General features: G+C 70.8%; 20 protein-coding genes. 4 read left to right on the forward strand and 16 right to left on the reverse strand.

All coding sequences use genetic code 11. From position 1 onward, the window contains the following. Positions 1-207 precede the first annotated feature (207 nt). Positions 208-1,554: a PP2C family protein-serine/threonine phosphatase gene (locus tag ACFWI4_RS12950; protein ID WP_387194531.1), complete on the forward strand. Its 1,347-nt coding sequence runs from the start codon at positions 208-210 to the stop codon at positions 1,552-1,554. Between the two features lie 193 nt (positions 1,555-1,747). Here the strand turns inward: ACFWI4_RS12950 and ACFWI4_RS12955 are convergent, their stop codons facing one another. The 10 genes from ACFWI4_RS12955 to ACFWI4_RS13000 all read right to left on the reverse strand — a co-directional run bounded on the left by ACFWI4_RS12955 (position 1,748) and on the right by ACFWI4_RS13000 (position 11,289). Beyond that, positions 1,748-2,089: a DUF2516 family protein gene (locus ACFWI4_RS12955; protein WP_387194534.1), complete on the reverse strand. Its 342-nt coding sequence runs from the start codon at positions 2,087-2,089 to the stop codon at positions 1,748-1,750. A 148-nt stretch (positions 2,090-2,237) separates the two neighbouring features. Continuing rightward, on the reverse strand, positions 2,238-2,825 hold the full coding sequence (locus ACFWI4_RS12960; RefSeq protein ID WP_387194537.1) for a hypothetical protein: 588 nt from the start codon (positions 2,823-2,825) through the stop codon (positions 2,238-2,240). 68 nt (positions 2,826-2,893) lie between these two features. Further along, complete coding sequence (locus ACFWI4_RS12965; RefSeq protein WP_387194540.1) at positions 2,894-3,424, reverse strand: helix-turn-helix domain-containing protein; 531 nt, start codon at positions 3,422-3,424, stop codon at positions 2,894-2,896. Between the two features lie 153 nt (positions 3,425-3,577). Further along, the gene (locus ACFWI4_RS12970) at positions 3,578-5,704 is read right to left on the reverse strand and encodes a HelD family protein (protein WP_387194543.1); all 2,127 of its coding nucleotides are present in this window, start codon (positions 5,702-5,704) and stop codon (positions 3,578-3,580) included. Positions 5,705-5,767: 63 nt separating this feature from the next. After that, positions 5,768-6,397 (reverse strand): TetR family transcriptional regulator, encoded by a 630-nt coding sequence (locus tag ACFWI4_RS12975; protein ID WP_387194546.1) that lies wholly within the window; start codon positions 6,395-6,397, stop codon positions 5,768-5,770. An 84-nt stretch (positions 6,398-6,481) separates the two neighbouring features. Then, positions 6,482-7,438, reverse strand: coding sequence for an ATP/GTP-binding protein (locus ACFWI4_RS12980; RefSeq protein ID WP_387194549.1), 957 nt, complete (start codon positions 7,436-7,438; stop codon positions 6,482-6,484). A gap of 132 nt (positions 7,439-7,570) precedes the next feature. Beyond that, the gene (locus ACFWI4_RS12985) at positions 7,571-8,320 is read right to left on the reverse strand and encodes an HAD family hydrolase (RefSeq protein WP_387194552.1); all 750 of its coding nucleotides are present in this window, start codon (positions 8,318-8,320) and stop codon (positions 7,571-7,573) included. Between the two features lie 41 nt (positions 8,321-8,361). Continuing rightward, complete coding sequence (locus ACFWI4_RS12990; RefSeq protein WP_387194555.1) at positions 8,362-9,447, reverse strand: phosphotransferase family protein; 1,086 nt, start codon at positions 9,445-9,447, stop codon at positions 8,362-8,364. 184 nt (positions 9,448-9,631) lie between these two features. After that, complete coding sequence (locus ACFWI4_RS12995) at positions 9,632-10,399, reverse strand: HAD family hydrolase (RefSeq protein WP_387194559.1); 768 nt, start codon at positions 10,397-10,399, stop codon at positions 9,632-9,634. Further along, the gene (locus ACFWI4_RS13000) at positions 10,396-11,289 is read right to left on the reverse strand and encodes a GntR family transcriptional regulator (RefSeq protein ID WP_387194562.1); all 894 of its coding nucleotides are present in this window, start codon (positions 11,287-11,289) and stop codon (positions 10,396-10,398) included. Before ACFWI4_RS13000 ends, ACFWI4_RS12995 begins: the two co-directional genes overlap by 4 nt. A gap of 188 nt (positions 11,290-11,477) precedes the next feature. On the opposite strand from ACFWI4_RS13000, the gene ACFWI4_RS13005 reads away from it, so the two are divergent. Then, on the forward strand, positions 11,478-11,672 hold the full coding sequence (locus tag ACFWI4_RS13005; protein ID WP_385399587.1) for a hypothetical protein: 195 nt from the start codon (positions 11,478-11,480) through the stop codon (positions 11,670-11,672). Here the strand turns inward: ACFWI4_RS13005 and ACFWI4_RS13010 are convergent. After that, a complete protein-coding gene (locus tag ACFWI4_RS13010) occupies positions 11,662-12,564 on the reverse strand; it encodes a GntR family transcriptional regulator (protein ID WP_387194565.1) in 903 nt (300 codons plus the stop codon). The genes ACFWI4_RS13005 and ACFWI4_RS13010 overlap by 11 nt on opposite strands. Positions 12,565-12,749: 185 nt before the next feature. Here ACFWI4_RS13010 and ACFWI4_RS13015 point away from each other — a divergent pair, with 185 nt between their 5' ends. Next, complete coding sequence (locus tag ACFWI4_RS13015; RefSeq protein WP_037622368.1) at positions 12,750-12,935, forward strand: hypothetical protein; 186 nt, start codon at positions 12,750-12,752, stop codon at positions 12,933-12,935. 181 nt (positions 12,936-13,116) lie between these two features. Here ACFWI4_RS13015 and ACFWI4_RS13020 read toward each other — a convergent pair whose 3' ends face one another. The 3 genes from ACFWI4_RS13020 to ACFWI4_RS13030 form a co-directional block, all read right to left on the reverse strand. Then, positions 13,117-14,406: a GNAT family N-acetyltransferase gene (locus ACFWI4_RS13020; protein ID WP_387194568.1), complete on the reverse strand. Its 1,290-nt coding sequence runs from the start codon at positions 14,404-14,406 to the stop codon at positions 13,117-13,119. 62 nt (positions 14,407-14,468) lie between these two features. Beyond that, positions 14,469-15,491 carry an asparaginase gene (locus ACFWI4_RS13025; protein WP_387194571.1) on the reverse strand — a complete coding sequence of 341 codons (1,023 nt, stop codon included), beginning with the start codon at positions 15,489-15,491 and terminating at the stop codon, positions 14,469-14,471. 145 nt (positions 15,492-15,636) lie between these two features. After that, positions 15,637-16,293: an AmfC protein gene (locus tag ACFWI4_RS13030; protein ID WP_387194574.1), complete on the reverse strand. Its 657-nt coding sequence runs from the start codon at positions 16,291-16,293 to the stop codon at positions 15,637-15,639. A gap of 194 nt (positions 16,294-16,487) precedes the next feature. On the opposite strand from ACFWI4_RS13030, the gene dtd reads away from it, so the two are divergent. Then, positions 16,488-16,913, forward strand: a complete 426-nt coding sequence (gene dtd, locus ACFWI4_RS13035) for a D-aminoacyl-tRNA deacylase (RefSeq protein ID WP_387194577.1) — start codon at positions 16,488-16,490, stop codon at positions 16,911-16,913. A 3-nt stretch (positions 16,914-16,916) separates the two neighbouring features. Here dtd and ACFWI4_RS13040 read toward each other — a convergent pair whose 3' ends face one another. Together ACFWI4_RS13040 and ACFWI4_RS13045 are read right to left on the reverse strand one after the other, a co-directional pair. Continuing rightward, the gene (locus ACFWI4_RS13040; RefSeq protein ID WP_387194580.1) at positions 16,917-17,882 is read right to left on the reverse strand and encodes a YgfZ/GcvT domain-containing protein; all 966 of its coding nucleotides are present in this window, start codon (positions 17,880-17,882) and stop codon (positions 16,917-16,919) included. Positions 17,883-17,925: 43 nt separating this feature from the next. Next, a complete protein-coding gene (locus tag ACFWI4_RS13045; protein ID WP_385399604.1) occupies positions 17,926-18,351 on the reverse strand; it encodes a Fur family transcriptional regulator in 426 nt (141 codons plus the stop codon). Between the last annotated feature and the right edge of the window lie 51 nt (positions 18,352-18,402).

An 18,402-nucleotide genomic window follows, 5' to 3' on the forward strand; every position in this document is an offset into this window, starting at 1 on the left:
CGCCCCCGGGGAAGTGACCTTCGTCATCCCCGGGGGAAACGCGTCCTGTCCAAGTGCGTTACGGGATGCGGCATATGACGGTGGCCCTTCGCCCCGCGCCGCGCCGTTCGCCATTCCGTTGCGGCACCGGCGGGCGCTATGGTCCCCGTCGGTGGGTCGAGGTCCTTCGCCCACCACGCCCTCGGGGGGAGGGAAGGAACCCAGACGATGCCCGTACCCGTACCGCGGCAGAGAGCGATCCCGGCCGTGGAGAGTGGTCAGGCTCAAGCCGTGTTCTCACCCGGCGGCACACCCGGAGACATCACCGGCGGCCCCGCCGGGACCGCACCGGAAGCCCTCACCACACTGGAAGACCGCACCACGACCACGATCACCGGCACCACCCATCTGACCCTCCTGGTCATCGAGGACGACCCGGCGGGCTCGCTCGGCGTGCCCGAGATGCTCGACGCGGCCGGCAAGCCGGTCCGGGTCCGCACCGCCCGCAACCTCACCGAGGCCGAGCGGCTGCTCACCGACGACGTCCACTGCATCCTGCTCGACCTCGCGCTGCCCGCGCCGGGCCGCGCGGCGGACAGCGAGGACGAGCTGGCGACGCTCAAGCACGTCCTGCGGCTCGCGCCCGGCCACGCCGTCCTCGCGCTCACCGCGTCCGGCGACGCCGAGCGCGGCACGGAGGCGGTGCGCGTCGGCGCCCAGGACTATCTCTTCCGCGACGAGCTGGACAGCCGGCTGCTGAGCCGGGCGATCCGGTACGCGGTCGAGCGGAAACGTTCCGACAAGGCCGAACGGCGGCTCACCGAGTCCAAGCTCCGCGCCCAGGAGAACGCCCGCCTGGAACGCGGACTGCTGCCGACCCCGCTGCTGGACGGCTCCTCGCTGCGCTTCGCCGCGCGCTACCGCCCGGGCCGTTCCCGCGCACTGCTCGGCGGCGACTTCTACGACACCGTGCGCACGGCCGACGGCACGGTGCACGCGATGATCGGCGACGTCTGCGGGCACGGACCCGACGAGGCCGCGCTCGGCGTGGAACTGCGGATCGCCTGGCGCGCGCTGACGTTCGCGGGGCTGTGCGGCGACGAGCTGCTCTCCACGCTCCAGCAGGTCCTGGAGCACGAGCGCGAGAACGACGAGATCTTCGCGACGCTGTGCACCGTGGACATCGCGCCGGACGGCCGCCGCGCCGGGCTCTGCCTGGCCGGTCACCCGGCACCGCTGATCGCCCGTCCGGGCCGGCCCGCCGAGCTGCTGCCGTACGACAACAACGGCCCGGCGCTCGGGCTGCTCCCCAACGCGCGCTGGCCGCGCATGCAGGTGGAGCTGGGCGCCGCGTGGAGCCTGATGCTCTACACCGACGGTCTGATCGAGGGCCACACCGGCGTGGGCAAGGAACGCCTGGGGCTGGACGGCATGGTGGAGATGGTCCGCCGTCAGCTCGCGCAGGGGCTCCAGGGCGAGGACCTGCTGCGTGCGGCGGTGAACGAGGCCCGCGAACTCAACGGCGGCGAGCTGGCGGACGACGTGGCGGTCCTGCTGCTGGACCGGATGCGCTGACGGCTCCCGTCACACAGGCGTCACACGCGTCACCCGCGTCACCGGACGCGGAGCGGGTGCGGTGCCTGCTGTGCGGCGCCTGCTGTGCGGCGCCTGCTGTGCGGCGCCTGCCGTGGGGCGCCTGCTGTCGGGTGCCTGCCGTGGGGTGCCGCCGCTCCCGTCGGAACGGCCGGCCGCCACCCCGCCGGAACGGCTACCGGCCGCCGTTGTACGGGCCGTACGGGCCGTCGCTGCTGCTGCCGCCCCTGCGGCCCCGGCCGCCGCCGCCGGACACCTGGCGCAGCGCGGGGCGGACGTCGACGAAGAAGACGATCGTGGCGACCAGGCCCGCGAGCTGCAGGAAGAGCATCGGGACCAGCAGGTTCACCGCCACGGTGACGCCGAGGATGATCAGCCAGAACACCTTGTTCTGCTTGTCGGCGGCGCGGTAGGCGTCCTCGCGGGCGACCGCGGCCAGCACCAGCGCCACCACGGCGAGCACGAGCATGGCCGTGAAGATCAGCCACATCAGACCGCCGAATGCCGTCATCAGCACAATGTCCACCGCCCGGTTCAAGTCGTCTCTACGGCCACCGTACCCGGAGAACGGGCCGGGAACTCAGAGAGTGCCCGGCCCGTCCGCGCACGGCGGAATCCTGCCTCCGCACCCGCCTGCACGGCGCGCGGAGTCGTCCGCCCGGCGACTACTTCGCGGGCGGAGTCGTCTTCTTGGCGACGGGCTTGCGCACCGAGGCCTTCTTCGCCGGGCCCTTCTTGGAGGCGGGGTCCTCGGCGGCGGCCGCCGGCTTCACCTCTTCCTTGACCTCGACCGGCTCGGCCTTCGGCTCGACGGCGATGGCGAGTTCCTCGATCTCGTCGGCCGCCTCGCCGCGCCAGGTCCGCACGGTCTGCTCGCCGTGCTCGGCGACCTTCTCGTACGTCTCGCGGGCCTTGACCGCGTACTCGGCGGCGACGCCGACACCGCGCAGGGCGAAGTCCTGGGCGGACTCACCGAGCTTCTTCAGGTCGGTGTCGAGGCTGTTGATGAGCTCCGTCACCTTGGTCTGAAGGGTCTCCTGCGCCACCTTGGCGCGGGCGGTGGCCTTCTCCTGGACGGCGTTGGGGTCGATGTTCTTCACGGTGTCGATCCGGCCCGGGGCCTCGGCGCGGATCTGCTCCACGATGCCCGGGACCTTCTTCGCCTGCTGGACGGCCAGGTCGGCGGTGCCGGCGAGGAAGTAGAGGGGGGTCGGGTCCGTGGCGGCCTTGCGGATGTCGTCGGTGATGGCCATGACGATGGTCCTCCCGTAATCGCTTTCAGCTGAGGGTTTTCTGGCCCGCACAGCGGTCGACACAGCGGTCAACTCGCAGTCTGCTGCGGACCGGCATCGCTGCCGTCGGCCGTGCGGGGGCCGCGGACGGCGGTGTCCGGTGAAGGCTGGGCGTCTTCCCCGTCCTGAGTCCCTGATGCGCCGGTGCCGCGGCCTTCGCCGCTGCCGGGCCCCTCGACGCCGTGGCCGGTCCCCTCCGCCGGCGCGATCTCGAATCCGTTCTCCTTGCGGAAGGACTCGTAGATCTGGAGCAGCACCTGCTTCTGCCGCTCGTTCAGCGTGGGATCGGCGAGGATGACGGCACGCGTCTCCACCTCGTCGCGGTCCCGTTCGGCGTCGAGGATGCCGGCTCGCACGTACAGCGTCTCGGCGGAGATCCGCAGGGCCTTGGCGACCTGCTGGAGCACCTCCGCGCTCGGCTTGCGCAGCCCGCGCTCGATCTGGCTCAGATACGGATTGGACACCCCGGCGGCGTCGGCGAGCTGCCGCAGGGACAGTTGCGCGGTGCGCCGCTGTTCCCGCAGATACTCGCCGAGGTTGCCGACGTTGAGCGATGCCATGTCTCCACCTTGCCCCATCCTCGCTAACTTTTGCAAGCACCCGCTTGCAAAAGTGTTCCCGCAGGCCTCGGCCCGCCGTCCCGGCGAGTCTCCCGGATCACCGGACCACTGGATCACCAGATCACTCGACCACCGGATCACTCGACCACCGGATCACCAGGGCAGCGGGCGGGTGTGGATCACGTCCAGGCGGGACACCGCGCGGGTCAGTACGACGTAGAGGCGGTGCGGGCCGCGGGCCTCGGCCTCCGCGATCGCCGCCGGTTCCACGGCCACGACATGGTCGTACTCCAGGCCCTTGGCCAGACTCGCGGGCAGCACCGCGATCCGGGCGCCCGGCTCGTCGGCACCGGCGAAGGGGATCCCCGCGGCTCCGAGCGCCTCCCGTACCGCCTCGACGTCCGTGTCGGCGGCGATGACGCCGATGGACCCCTGGTGCGCGAGCGCGTCCCGGACCGCGGCGACGGTCCCGGCCGGCAGGTCCGCGGCCGGCCGGATCCTCAGTTCGCCGTCCCTGCGCAGGGACCGGGCCGGCGGGACGTCCACGCCCAGGCGCTCCAGCACCCGGTTGGCGAGCTCGACGATGACCCCCGGCACCCGGAACCCGGCCGTCAGCGGGACGACGGCGGCGTCCGGCCTGCCCAGATGGGCCAGGAGTTCGCCCCACTCCCGCGCCGCCCAGGGAGTCGTGCCCTGCGCGAGGTCCCCGAGCACGGTCAGCGACCCGAAGGAGGCCCGCCGCGCGATGGCCCGGCACTCCATCGGCGACAGGTCCTGGGCCTCGTCGATCACCAGGTGGCCGTATCCCTCGGGGTGTTCGATCAGCCCGGCGATCTCGTCGAGGAGGACGAGATCGGCGGCCGACCAGCGCGCCGACTTCCACGAACGCGGCGGCTTCGCCCACAGGACCGCCCTCTGCTCGTCGGCGTCGAGGATCCCGTCGGCCGCCCGCTCCAGCGCCCCGGCGTCACCGAGGAGCCGGGCGAGCAGTTCCTCGGGGCGCACCCGGGGCCACACCGCGTCGACGTACTCCCCGACCGGCCGGGCCCGCGAGATCCGCTGCGCCCAGGCGTTCGTCTGCGGTCCGGCCCGCAGCTCGGCCCGTGCCCGTACGTACTGCACGACCCGTGTCCGCACCCGCTCCCGCCCGACGGCGTACGGCGGTTCCTCGGCGCGTACGTCGTCCACGATGCGGCGCAGTACGGCGACGGGGACGCGCCAGCGGTAGGTGCCGTCCGGTACGGCGAGGCCGTCGGCCGGAAGGCCGATGTTCCCGTACAGCGCCCGACGCAGCACCCGTGCCATCCGGGCGTCGTGCTTGACGACCGCGGCCCGTTCACCGTCCTCGCCGGTCACCGGGCGGGACGCGATCTCCTCCCCGATCGTCGACTGGCGCACACCGGTCTCGCCCAGGGCGGGGAGCACCTCCGCGATGTACGAGAGGAAGACGCGGTTCGGGCCGAGGATCAGCAGGCCGCCGCGCCGGACGCGCTGCGGATGCGTGTAGAGGAGGTAGGCGGCGCGGTGCAGGCCGACGGCGGTCTTGCCGGTGCCCGGGGCGCCCTGCACACAGACCGAGGCCCCGAGGCCGGCCCGTACGAGATCGTCCTGTTCGGGCTGGATGGTGGCGGCGATGTCCCGCATGGGGCCGACGCGGGGGCGCTCGATCTCCTCGGCGAGGATCGAGCCCGCCGGGGCGGCGGACGTGCTCCCGGGGGCTTCGTGCGCGGCCGGTTCGGGCGGTGTCGCCGCGAGGGGTTCGTCCTCCAGTCCGGTGAGGTCGGCGGAGTCGCCGCGGCTGCCGGGGGCCCAGCCGAAGCGGCGGCGGACGGCGACGCCCTGGGGGTCGCGGGCGCCGGCCTGGTAGAAGGCGCGCGAGACGGGGGCGCGCCAGTCGACGACCAGGGGCGGGGCGGCGGGGTGCTCCCTGATCCGCAGCCGCCCGATGTGGTAGCTCTGCCCCGCGTGGTCGCCGGCCGCCGCGGCCGAGTCCTGGAAGTCCAGCCGGCCGAAGAACAGGGGGCCCTGGGGCAGTTCCCGCATCTCATTGGCCCGGCTGCGCAGCTGGTACCCGAGCACCTCGGCGTCGGCCCCGGAGGCGGAGACGTCCTCGCCGGTGACGACGTGCTCCTCGGCGCCGTCGACCATCGCGGCGAGGGCGGCGCGGCAGACGTCGTGAAAGGCGCGTTCGCGGGCGAGGGAGCGGCTGAGCGACGGGTCCGGGCCGGGCCGGGGGGCGGTCTGCGGTACGGGGTGCGGGGCGCGGTCGGTCGGCGTCATTCCATCCAGCGTACCGGAATACGTTACCGAGTCACGTTTTTTACTTGGTAACGCGTGCGTGACTCACGCCAGTGCCGGGAACGCGGCCGCCAGCTGCGAGAAGGCCCGCTCGGCCGCCGCCTCCGCTTCCGGGCGTACGGCCGTCACCGGCTCCCCCTCCGCGATCCGCCGCAGGTTCTCCTCGGCCAGGATGCGGCGTACGGCCGTGATCTGTCCGGCGGCGAGCCGCGCGTCGAGCCCTGCCCCGAGCGGCTCCGCGAGGGCTTCGGCGAGCGCGGCCTCGGACCGCTCCAGGTAGCCGTACATCCGCGCCACCAGCGACGGCGTCCCGTAGAGCAGCCGGTGGAAGGCGAGGATGCCGGGATGTTCGTTGAGCCCGGTGACGGGGTCCTCGCGGCGCAGACCGTCCAGGAAGTGCTCGCGGAGCGCGTCGACCGGGGACCGTCCGGCGGCCCGGCCCTCCTCGACGACCCGCGCGGCCTCGGTCTCGTGGTCCGCGAAGCGGTGCAGGACCAGGTCCTCCTTGGACGGGAAGTACCGGAACAGCGTCGGCTTGGAGATCTCGGCGGCGGCCGCGACCTCGGCGACGGACACGGCGTCGAACCCCTTCTCCAGGAAGAGGCCGATGGCGATGTCGGAGACGGACTGGTACATCCGTCGCTTCTTGCGTTCACGCAGACCGGTGCCACTCATGGTCACGAGCCTACGCACCACGCGGGGGCTCCGTTCCCTGCCCGGAATCCCCCTCTCAGTCGCCTTCCATGGCGCCGGTGCGTGCTACGAAGCCCGCGCCCCGCTCCTCGCGGAGATCTCCGACAGTTCATGTGCGACATCCCAGAACGTGTCGAACAGCCTCTGACGACGGGCGATCACATCCCGTGACCGCTGGCCCTCGTCCCAACGCCATCGCGTCAGCAGCGAGTCGTATCCCTGCGGGTCCAGAATCTGCCCGCCGGACACCTCATCCCCTTCGCCTGCCGAACTTCCCGAGTCGTACTCGCCGTGTCGCAGCTCGATCTTGTCGTAGATGCCCTCGAAGACCTGGTCGTCGTTGATCAGGTAGAGCTTGAGCGAGGGCGACATATGCATGGCGCGGAATTGGACGACAAGGTCACCCTGACGCTTGTGCCGCATCCGGACCACCTGCCGCTGGAGAAGCGCCTGGTAACTCTCGACCTGCCGCACAAGAGCCAACCGGAATGCGGGGGCGTCCGTGACCTTTCCGTCCGCCCCGACCAGCCCTGGCACCTCGATGGACTGCGTGAAGTCGGGCACAAGAACACGTATCAGCAGTGTTCGCTGCGGATTCTCAGGGATGCTCTCCAGTATCCGTTCGAGCGGCCGCGCGAACGTCTCCCCCGTAAACCCCATGGCCGAAAGCCGGACGTCACCACCAGCCTCGAGCGCCTTCTCGAACTCGGCCTTCAAGTCGTCCGGAGTGACGAGTTCCCGTGCCCCCGAGAGACGTCCCTCGTCGAGGTGCCGAACGCCTTCACTCAGGCGCTGCAACTCCCCTTCGAGGCTTCGGGCTACCGCGAGCAGAGCCCCCGTTTCCTCGCGCTGAACTTCATGAGCTGTATTCAGCCGCTGAACCTCGGCGTAGAGCACATAGCCCACGAGACTGAGCAAGGCCCCCCCGAGGTATGCCTTTCCTTCTAGGGCGTCGCCCACCGGCTTCACGAACTGCGCGATCAGCCCGATGAGGAAAATGACCAGCAGCAGCGCCTTGGTCACCGTCCCCTCCGCACGCGCCCAGCCTGCTGCGATCCTGCCGCTCAGCGACGGCGAACTTCCTCCGGTCACCAAATCCCCCTGCTGGCAACTTTGTTGGAATGAGCATGCCCATGGTGCCCGCCACGCATGCGGTCAGGAAAGAGGCGGTCGAAGCATGGTCGACAACAACTCGATGCGAGACAGCACGAGTTCGGTACCCGCAGCCCAGAGCGGACCGGCCATCGTCTCATCGCGGGCGTAGCCGACAAATGCCACCTTGGCTTCGCGTGCGGCTTCCCTGTCCGTAGGCATGTCGCCGATCATCAAGGCGTCGTAAGCCGCGGCCCCGAGACCCCGCAGCGCGCGCTCGACGGAATCAGGGTCGGGCTTGAGAAGGGTGGGATCGTCGGTACGACCGTGGATGTTGCCCTCGAAGCATCCTTCGATCTCGACTCTTCGCAAGTAGGCGGTGACAGCGGCGGGCGCATTGTTCGTCGCCACCGCAACACGCACGCCGAGGTGCGACAACTCGCGGACCAGCAAATCCGCACCGGGTGTGGGCGGTGCGATCGCGGCCGCGGCCGTCTCACCTTCCGTAAGTCGCGCCTCGATCTCGGCCGCCAGGAGACTGCGAGGGCGCTGCCGGTAGACGGTCTTCAGCACCACCTGCGGGTCGATCGACGCACGAGCGTCCCCCACGAGCAGTTCTTCGGCGCCACGTGCGACGACGATCCGACGCAGGTCTTCCGCCAACGGAGCCGAGGACTCGTCCGGGAAGAGCTGGCAGAGGGGCCCGTCGAAGTCGAAGATCACGCACAGGTCGGGCGTCAGGTCCCGCGCAAGCCTTCGCATGGCGCCACGGTCATTCAGCTTTCCGTATCCGGTCCGGTCGTCCTGAATCACAGCAACCAATCGACACTCGGTTCCGGTCTACCCATCCGGACTCATCGGAGAGACAGCCGCCTTGCCGCCCAGGAAGAAGTGCCGCATGTACCGCTTTCGTAAACATGGGCCTGGCGATACGACCACCATCTTCCGAGCGCGGCCGTGACGCTTTCCGGGGTCGGCGCCTCGATCCCGAGCGGTTCCGTCGCGGCGCTCAGCACCTTCTGGAGCCTGTCGCCCGCCTGCACGAGAAGGCCCTCGTCGACCGTCCGCTCCTCCGTGAGCGAGAGCGCCGTGCGGATGACGTCGGTGAAGACGGACTGGGCCCGCTTGTACGCGAGCAGCCTGGGCAGGTCCGCCTCCCAGCCGGCCGAACTGCCGGGGGTGACGCTCTCGACGGCCTCGCACCACTGCTCGATCAGCCGGCTCTCCTGGTCCGCCGGATACCGCATCAGATAGAGGTGGGTGGCCAGGTCGTAGAGCGGGTCGCCGAACATCGCGAGTTCCCAGTCGATCGTCCAGAGCCGTTCCTCGCCGTCGACCACGAGGTTCTCGCGGTGGAGATCGGCGTGCAGGAGGCAGAAAGGGCGGTCGGTCAGTCTCGACGCCCGCTCTCTGAGCGGCGCGAAGGAGACGGCGTCCAGTCCCAGGCCGCGGAACAGGACCTCGAAGCCCGGCATGTTGTGCCGGTACACCCGTTCCTCCGTGAAAAGGATGAGCCGTTCCAGGAACCCGGCGGAGTCGCCTTCCCGGGGGCGGTCGGCCGGGGTGCACGTCCGCGCCGCGTCGAGGGAGTCGGGTCCGATCCGGGCCAACTGCCCGAAGAGGGAGACGATCTGGTCGGTGAAGGACGAGGGGATCTCGCTCCCGGACGTGTACAGCGCGCCCAGCGTCTTCCCCTCGATGAAGCGCTGAAGACCGGTGGAGCCCACCCGGATGAGCTCGGGAATGCCGGTGATCCGCCCGTCCAGGGCACCGAGCAGCTCTTCCTCGGAGGCGAAGCAGCGCCGGTCGAACCACAGCAGTCCGGGTAGCGGCTCCCGGCACTTCCAGCGGCCCCGCTCGCCCTTTCCGGTCCCACCCGGCAGAGGACAGACATACGTCTCGTGGTGGTAGCCGCGAATCGGTCCCTCGACCGCGCTCACGTCGCCACTCAACTCAATGGCTCGCTCAAGAGCCAGGGAAGCCGATTCGGGTGACATAGACCGTTCTCTCGCAACCATGATCGATGAGGGGAGAACCGAAGAGGGGAGAACGGTACTCCGTCGCCACCTATGCACGGACATAATCCCAAAAGAGCGTCGGCCGCCGCGTCGACTGAGCCCTGGTTCAGTCCCCCGGGGCAGCGCGCGTCATCGGGACTGGCATCTCGCGCAGCATCCGGAGCACGGTCTCCAGGGACGTCACCACGTGCTCGGCCCCGGCGTCCCGCAGCAGCTTCTCCTTGTCCGGGTTACGCGCGTAGCCGAGGAACGGGACCCCGGCCCGCTCGGCCGCGTGCAGGTCCGAGGGGGTGTCGCCGATCATCAGCGCCTGCGCCGGGGCCGCGCCGAGGGCGTTCAGGGCCCGGTTGAGGCAGTTCGGGTCGGGCTTGAGATGGCGCAGTTCCTGGGTGCGGCCGTAGATGTGGGGGGCGAAGCACACGGCCAGGTCACGGCCCTCCAGGTAACGGGCGGCCGTGTGAGGGGAGTTGTTGGTGGTGATCGCCAGCCGGGCGCCGACCGCCGTCCAGGTCCGTATCACCGCGTCCGCGTACTCGGTGGGCCAGGCCTTGTCCACGGCCTTGAGCTCCTGCTGGGTGAACCGCGCCTCCAGTTCGGCCACGAGGTCGCTGCGCGGGCGCCGCCGGTCGACTGCGTGCAGCACCACGAGGGGATCGGGGTGTTCCCGTTCCTCCGGGGTCAACAGGCCTTGCATCCCCTGCCATTCGAGCCATTCGACCAGGTCCCTGGCCACCTTCTCGGCGGCGTGCCCCGCGTAGAGGCGGCACACCGGCCCGTCGAAGTCGAAGAGCACGAAGCGCGCCCGGGTGATCGTGTCCCGCAGGTTCTGCGTCCGTGCCGCCACCGCGTCGCTCTGCGTCGTATCAGAAGTCACAGGGAAAGTCTCAGGTCCGTGCTGATGGTTTCCCAGAGGGCGTCGAACCACTTCTGGGACTCTTCCACGAACGCGGTGTCCCGGCCGCCGGCCCGCTTCTCGAAGGAGAACAGGAGGGACGTGGAGCCGAGGGCGTCGTACATGTCCAGCACTCCGTCGTCCTGGGTCGGTTCCTCCCGCCGCAAGATCGTGTAGTAGGCCATCAGCGTCTCCGACCCGTTGAGCAGGTACACCTTCACCGGCGGGGTGAAGGGCAGCGCCTTGAAGTCGACGTGGACCTCGACGCCGTGGGAGGCGCGCAGGGCCTGGAGGTTGTGGCGCAGGACGTGGCCCTGGGCGTTGCGCTGGTCGAGCCAGCGCTTGTGGACCGGGTCGTCGTCGCCGTCGCCGTGGCCGTCGACGGAGGTGGGGAACGCCAGGTTGATCTTCCGGCTGGGCAGGAGGATCCGGACGTCGACGCGCTCCGGGCGGACCCTGCCGTCGTGGATCTGGCGGAGCGGCTCGCCCAGGGCCAGCGTCAGCGTCTCCGAGGTGAGGCACACCGCGTCGATCCGCACGTGGGGCACGGAGAACGCCTCGGCGAGACGGGGGGCGAGGCCCACCATGGTCGGCTGCGGCCCGTTCCTGGTGGGGGCGACCTCCGCGATCCGCGGCGGGCTGCCCTTGCTGACGTTGCTGAGGAGGCCGTCGGCCTGGAGTTCGCGCAGGGCGAGGCGGACCGTGCCGCGTTCGACGCCGAACTCGTCGGCCAGTTCCGCCTGGGTGGGCAGACGGTCGCCCGCCTTCAGTTCGCCGGTGCGGATGCGCTCCCGCAGGACGTCGGCGATCTCCTGGGGCGAAAGCCTTCTGCTGCTGTCACTCGCCACAACGTTCTCCTGAGTCACGACCAAACGGTATAACTCTCCCCCATCTTTGGGGAGTTACTCGAAAGTTGTTTATCGATACTTACCAAGTGGGGACAACCTAAGCAGAGTTGGTTGCCAACTTGGCCAAGATGGCGGAAGTTTTGCCTCCCTTCTCCCGTCCATGGCACCGATCAGCCCGAACAGGTCACCGAAGAGATGCAGGAGGAACCACCATGCCCGCCGTCACCCTCCTCTCCGCCGTCTTCGTCGTCGGCTGCGAGCAACTCGTCCGATGGCAGTACGGGCCGACGGGCATCGTCGGCCTGCTGCTGCTCGCCATCGGGATCAAGGCGAAGAACCCCACGTGCAGCTCCATCGGGGCCTGCGTCCTGGCCCTGCTCGTGGCGGGTCCGGCGCTCAGTTCGTGATCAGCGGTTCCGAACTGATCGTCCCCCACAGCGCGTCGAACCAGAGGCGGGACTGCTCCACGAACGTGGTGTCCCTCGGTCCCGCCCCCTGGCCGAAGGGGAACAGCATCGACCGCGTCCCCTCGGCGTCGTACATCTCCAGGTATTCGTGGTCGATCTCCTCGCCCCGCCGTGCGAGCGTGTAGTACGCGAAGAGCGCCTCCGACCCGTTGAGCAGGTACAACTTCACCGGCGGGGTGAACGGCAGCGCGCGGAAGGAGACCCGCACGTCGATGCCGTGCGAGGTGCGCAGCGACAGCAGGTTGTGCCGCAGCACCCGCACCTGGGCGTTGCGCTGGGCCAGCCAGCGGCGCCGCAGCCGGTCGTCCGCCTGACCGTCGACCGGCGCGGGAAAGGCGAGGTCGATGTCCCGGCTGGGAAGCAGCACCCGGACGTCGACCTTGGCCGGTTCTATGCGTCCCGCGTGAATCTCGCGCAACGCCTCGCCCATCGCGAGGGTGAGCGACACCGCGGTCAGACACAGCGCGTCGATCTCCACGTGCGGGACGCCGAAGGCCGCCGTGATCCGCGGGGCGAGCGCCACCATGGTGGACTGCGGCTGGGCCTGCGGCCCGGTCAGCGCCAGCTCGGGATGGTCCGCGACCGTCGCCGGGCTCCCCTTGGACACGTTGACGAGCAGGTGCTCCGACTGGAGGATGCGCAGCGCCTGGCGCACCGCGCCGCGTTCGACGCCGAACTCGCTGGCCAGTCTGGCCTGGGTCGGCATGCGCTGGCCGGCCCGCAGCTGACCGGACCTGATCCGGCTGCGCAGCTCGTCGGCCACCTCTCGGTGTGACCTCGGCGGCCGTGGTGACCTGTTCCGCCCGTTGACGACGGCATGCTCCGGGTCCATGACCTAGACCCTACAACTTCAGGCCATCTTGCGGCAGTTGCTCGATAGATGGTTATCGGTCGTTCCAACAGCACCACAAGAAGGGTAAGTTGGTAACCAACTTAGGCAACATGGCAGTTATTTAGCAGGGTTGGCGCCGCGCATCGTCGCGGGGGTCCGCCTCCCCGTCCCAAGGAGGGACCGTCATGCCTCTCGTCGCCCTCGCCGTCGCCGCCCTGGCCATCGGATTCGAGCAACTCATCCAGTGGGAGTACGGGCCGATGGGCATCATCGCGTTCGTCGCGCTGTCCGTCGGGCTCAAGGCCCGGAACACCACCGTCAGCGGCATCGGGGCCGTGATCCTCGTGATGCTGCTCGCCCAGTCCGGCTGAGCGGACGCAAGTCGTCCGCCGGTCCGGCTGACCGTGCTCCCCTCCGGAGGGGAGCCGGGAGCCCGGTCAGTCAGCACCACCGTGTCACCCGCACCACACAGCCGCATCGCTACGGATCGGCAGTCGCAGCAGTCGAGCGCCACCCGCACGGAAGGAGAACGCCCTTACAGGTGACCGCGGTTCAGAAGATGTCCGGGCACCACGGTCGCCTGGACGTCCGCAGCAGGGCGTCGGCCAGAACGGCGGCGCCCTCTTGCCGTTCCCGGACCCGGCCGAGCGCGGCCAGCCGGACCGCGGACTCGTCCCCGAGCCACAGGGTCGCCAGATCGGCGATGGACAGCGACAGGTCCGCTTCCTCAGAGGTCGGCACGCAGGTCGCGGTGCCGTCCGCGGCGGCCCGGAGCCGGAAGCGGCCGCCGTCCGGTCCGCTCTCGTCCGCCACGTCCAGCACGAGCGTCCCCTCGGCCCCGTACGTCCGCGCCTCCAGGGCCCGTACGACATCCAGGATCCGCACCCAGAGCCAGTCCGTGTGGCGGGTGACGCGGGCCGCGCGCGGGTCCGGAAGGAACTGGGGCAGCAGGTCGTCGGGAGCGCGGCGGCCTGACGTGACCCGGGTGATCCAGTCGATCGAGCAGAGGTAGCTCCACAGGGCGCGCTCGGCCGCCGGGGTCACCGCGAGCAGCCAGTTGACCTCGGCCGTGTTCCGGGGCTGGTTGGAGTCGCCCCAGTCGTCGTCCGCCGTGTAGGAGACCAGTCCCTCGATCTCGCCCGACGCCGAACGGTACGAGGCGTAGAAGGGTTCCTTCCAGGAACTGCCGAACCGCAGCGCGCCCGTGGCGATCTGCCACCACCGCTCGTCGCGGTCGATGGCGCCGGGCCGGCCGCGCCGGAACCGCTCGTGCAGTTCGGGGCCCGCCTTGCGTACGTCCTCGGCGTCCACGAGGTCGATCCGGGCGCCGTCTGCCGGACCCGCCCAGCGGGGGTCGAGACCGGTGCGCGGCACCTCGACGGTCCACTCGGTGGCCGTGGTGGCGGGGCCGAAGCCGTAGCGGCCGTAGATCGGGTACTCGGCGGCGATGAGCGTCGCCACGACGTCGCCGCGCTCCCTGGCCGCCGCCAGATCGGCCCTCATCATGCGGGTGAGCAGGCCCCGGCGGCGGTGCGTGGGCGAGACGGTCACGGCGGAGATCGCGTCCGCGGGCACGGCCGCCCCGCCGACCGCGGTGAGCTTCTGCGGGAACGACCTGAACGTCGCCACACAGCGCGAGCCGTCGAACGCGCCCAGGGTCCTGGACAGGATCACGCCCGGGGCCCTGTTCTCCACCTCCTGGTCCGGGACGACCGGCTGCTGGAGGAACCCCGTCTTGACGGCACGCAGCCAGTCGGGGAGTTCGGCGGCGGTGATCGGCCGTACGCCGATCGTGTCACCGGCGTACGGGTCGATGGCGTCGCTGGCATCGTGCGGGGTCATGCAGCCACGCTAGGCCGCACCCCGCCCGGGTGTCGCGGGATTTTCCCGGCCCCGGCGGCGGGTCAGAAAGCCGCGCGGATCTCCCCCACCTCGCGGGCGCCGCCCAGCAGGGGTGCGCTGCCGATCCGGGTCACCACCGGCGCGTCCACGCCCAGCAGGGACAGACCGCGCGCCAGGACCGGGCCCAGGGCGCGGCCCCCGCCGTCGTCGATCTTGAAGGCGAGGGCGCGGCCGTCGGGCAGGGCGAGGGCCTGGACGGCCTCGGCGCCCATCTTGGACAGGACGCCCGGCACCTCCCGCATCAGCCAGGTGTCGGGGCGGCGGGTCCCGGCGACGTACTCGGGGTGGGCGCGCATGGCGTCGGCCACCCGGCGCTCGGCCGAGCCGGGCGCCGCGAGGACGAAGGAGCGGAACGCACGGGCGAGACCCGTGAGGCTGATGGCCATCAGCGGCGCCCCGCAGCCGTCCGTGCCGACCGCCGCGACGGGCTCGCCCGCGGCCTCCTCGACCACGGTGTGGATCAGCTGCTGGAGGGGGTGCCCGGGGTCGAGGTAGGACTCGGTGGGCCAGCCGCGCTGGACGCACACCGCGAGCATCGCCGTGTGCTTGCCCGAGCAGTTCATGGTGAGCCGGTCGCGTACGGCGCCGGAGGCGAGGTAGGTCTCGGCCTCGACGGGGTCCAGCGGCAGGTCGGGCGGGCACTGGAGCTGTCCGGCGTCCAGCCCGTGCTCGACCAGCATCTTCTGGACCAGGTCACGGTGGAAGATCTCGCCGGAGTGGCTCGCGGCCGCGAGGGCGAGGCGTTCCCCGGCCAGGTCCAGGCCCGCGCGCAGGATGCCCGCCGCCTGCATGGGCTTGTTCGAGGAGCGGGGGAAGACAGGTGACGTCACCGAACCGAGCGCCAGCTCGACCGAGCCGTCGGCGGCCAGCACCACCAGGCTGCCGCGGTGATGCCCCTCGACGAAGCCGGAGCGTACGACCTCGGCGAGCACGGGGAGCGCGGCGGGAGCGGGAGCGGCGCCGGGTGTACCCGGTGCGCCGGAGGATATGGACGGGCCTTCGGGGGTGCGGGGAGCTGCGGACATCGGCGGTGGCCTTCCGGAACGGGGACCCGCTCGGAAGGCGGCGGCCGGGTCGTGGCCCGGACCGCACCCCCGCCTGCGCGGAGCGGAAACGCGCCTCCTGGAACCCGGCGCGCCCCTCGGCCCCGGGATCGCCGGGGCCGCCACGTCACATGAGCAGGTCGTCTACTTGTGCTTCCCCTTCACGGTACCTGCGGGCGATCTCGGCGCTGCAATCGTCGGCCGTGCGCTGGAGCCGCTGGCGTCGCCGGGAGACCTGCTGCTCGTAGCGGACGAGACGGCCGAGCCCCGCGCCCAGCTCGTCGTCCGTACGGGCGTTCAGGTCCGACAGCTCCACCTCGGCGAGCATGTCGGCGGCCAGCGCGCGGTACTCCTCGCCGTGCGGGGTGCCCACGGTCACGTGGCGGGCCGAGGAGCGGTACCGGGCCGGCGCGTCCGTCAGGATCTCCGAGAGCCGCTCGACGACGGAGCGCTTCCCCGGTTCCAGGGGCGAGAGGTGTCCGGCGGCCGGGCCGGAGAGCCGGCGCTCCCCACGGCGCGCGAGCTCCGCGCGCAGGATGTCGATCCGCCCCTGGAGCAGCCGCCGCACATAACTGAGGTCGGCCTCGTCCCGCTGGGCGTCCCGGCGCAGCGTCCGCAGCTCGGGCAGCCGGAGCACGGCGACGCCGGTCAGGGCCGGATCGGCCGCCAGCGGGCTGCTGTCGGTGCGCTGCACCGGCGGCCGGGCCGTCATCGCTTCCGCCCGTGCGTCCGTGCGGGTCAGTGACACGGCCGCGGTCTGCTGCCCGGTCCTCGATGTGCTCATGTACCTCTACCGTCCCCTCGACCGGCGCGGTCCGCCCAACGGCCGGTCCGCAACACCCCGCATGGTGCCACCCCAGATGGCCGCTATGTGACCGAGTGACCCGATCGGCCCCGGATGGCGGGTTGGTTACCCCGGAAAATCACGCGAAGGGCCCGCACGGCGCGACGCAGCCATGACACGGCATCATGGTCCGCATGCGTGCGGTGGTGCAGAGAGTGGACGGCGCGAGCGTCGTCGTGGACGGTGAGACGGTCGGCGAGATCAGCGGCGAGGGCCTGTGCGTCCTGGTCGGGGTCACCCACGAGGACACCAAGGAGAAGGCGGCCCAGCTCGCCCGCAAACTCTGGTCGGTCCGGATGCTGGCCGAGGAGCGGTCCTGCTCCGACATCGACGCGCCGCTGCTCGTCATCAGCCAGTTCACGCTGTACGGGGACGCCCGCAAGGGCCGCCGTCCCACCTGGAACGCGGCCGCTCCCGGCGACGTGGCCGAACCCCTCGTCGAGGAGGTCGTCGCCCAGCTCCGCGCGCTGGGCGCCACGGTGGCCACGGGCCGGTTCGGCGCCCAGATGCGCGTCTCGCTGACGAACGACGGCCCGTTCACCGTCCTCCTGGAGATGTGAGCCCTACGGCTCGACCACGACCTCCTGGGCCGCCGCCGTCGAGTCCGCCATCAGCGGGGCGTCGACCGGCACGTTGCGCTTCACCAGGGCCAGGGCGATCGGGCCGAGTTCGTGGTGGCGCACGGAGGTGGTGATGAAGCCGATCGTGCGGCCGTCCGGTGTCCCGTCCGCGACGCGCAGCTTGGTGCCGTGCGGGGGCAGGACGACCTCGCTGCCGTCGAGGTGGAGGAAGACCAGGCGGCGCGGGGGCTTGCCCAGGTTCTGGACGCGGGCGACGGTCTCCTGGCCGCGGTAGCAGCCCTTCTGGAGGTGCACGGCGGTGCCGATCCAGCCGAGCTCGTGCGGGATGGTGCGGTGGTCGGTCTCGAAGCCGACGCGGGGCCGGTGCTGCTCGACGCGCAGGGCCTCGTGGGCGAGGAGCCCGGCCGGCGGTCCGGCCTTCTCGGCGAAGGACTCCAGGTCCGCGCGCGGCAGGAAGAGATCACGGCCGTACGGCGTCTCGCGGACGACGACTCCCGCCGGGGGCTCGGCGATCGAACCGGCCGGGAGCTCGACGACGGCGAAGTCGGCGGTGCGGTCCGCGACTTCGACCCGGTAGAAGAACTTCATCGACTCCAGGTAGGCGACCAGCGCCTCCTGGGTGTCGGGCTCGGTGTGCATCCACACCGTCGTGCCGTCGTCGACGAGGTAGAGCGCGTGCTCGATGTGGCCGTTCGCGGAGAGGATCAGCGCCTCGGTGGCCTGTCCGGCCGGGAGGTCGGTGACGTGCTGGGTGAGCAGCAGGTGCAGCCAGGCCAGCCGGTCGTCGCCGGTGACGGTGAGGACACCGCGGTGCGAGAGGTCCACGAAGCCGACGCCGTCGGCGAGGGCGCGCTGCTCACGGAACAGGTCGCCGTAGTGGCCGGCTACGCCTTCGTCCACGCCTTCGGCTGGAACGGCGCCGGGCAGGGACAGGAGGGGGCTCTTCATGGACATACACACTACGACCGCGCGGTGGCGGATTTTATTTCTGTCACTTCTGAAGGGCCTGGCAGTCCTTGCAGCGGCCGAAGATGGCGAAGTGCTTCATCTCCGTCTCGAAGCCGAAGGACTCCTGGAGTTTCGCGGTGAACTCGGCGGCTACGGAGACGTCGGCTTCGATGACGTTCGAGCAGTCGCGGCAGACGAGGTGGATGTGGTGGTGCCGGTCGGCCAGGTGGTAGGTCGGCGCCCCGTGGCCCAGATGGGCGTGGCTGACCAGCCCGAGCTCCTCCAGGAGCTCCAGGGTCCGGTAGACCGTGGAAATGTTGACCCCCGACGCCGTCTTCCTCACTTCACCGAGGATGTCGTCGGGGGTCGCGTGTTCCAGGGTGTCCACTGCTTCGAGGACAAGCTGGCGCTGGGGCGTCAGCCGGTAGCCGCGCTGCCTGAGGTCGCTCTTCCAGTCGGTGCTCACCACACTGGAAGTCTAGGACCATTCCCGTGGGAGCCGCCCCGGGGAATAGCGGGA

Origin of the sequence: Streptomyces sp. NPDC127038 (genome assembly GCF_042725875.1) — a bacterium.
Classification (GTDB): Bacteria; Actinomycetota; Actinomycetes; order Streptomycetales; family Streptomycetaceae; genus Streptomyces.